Origin of the sequence: Paraburkholderia sp. SIMBA_027 (assembly GCF_046535315.1) — a bacterium.
Classification (GTDB): Bacteria; Pseudomonadota; Gammaproteobacteria; order Burkholderiales; family Burkholderiaceae; genus Paraburkholderia; species Paraburkholderia tropica.
Genome location: NZ_JAWRWY010000898.1, coordinates 1 through 261 on the forward strand (window position 1 = coordinate 1; position 261 = coordinate 261).

The following is a 261-nucleotide window of genomic DNA, read 5'->3' on the forward strand; positions in this document are numbered from 1 at the left end:
GCCGTTCAGCGTCTGCTTGCCTGCTGCGTAGTAGTGACCCTTCATTGGGCCCGACGCCGGAGCGAACGGAATCTTCACGTCTACTTCGACGCCGCCAAGCGCATCTGTGAGGCCCTTGAAACCCTCAAAGTCCATCATGGCTACATGGTCGATGCGCTGCTGGAGCAGGGATTCCACGGTTTGAACCATGAGGGGAACTCCGCCCAAGGCTAGCGCTGCGTTGATTTTTGCTTGGCCATGGCCGGGAATGTCGATCCAGAG

At 58.6% G+C, this 261-nt stretch carries 1 protein-coding gene; it reads right to left on the reverse strand.

The genetic code is table 11. The annotated features are described in order from the left end of the window. On the reverse strand, positions 1–255 hold a 255-nt coding region (locus SB764_RS41680; RefSeq protein ID WP_410866987.1), incomplete at its 3' end, for an LCP family protein. Positions 256–261: the final 6 nt, after the last annotated feature.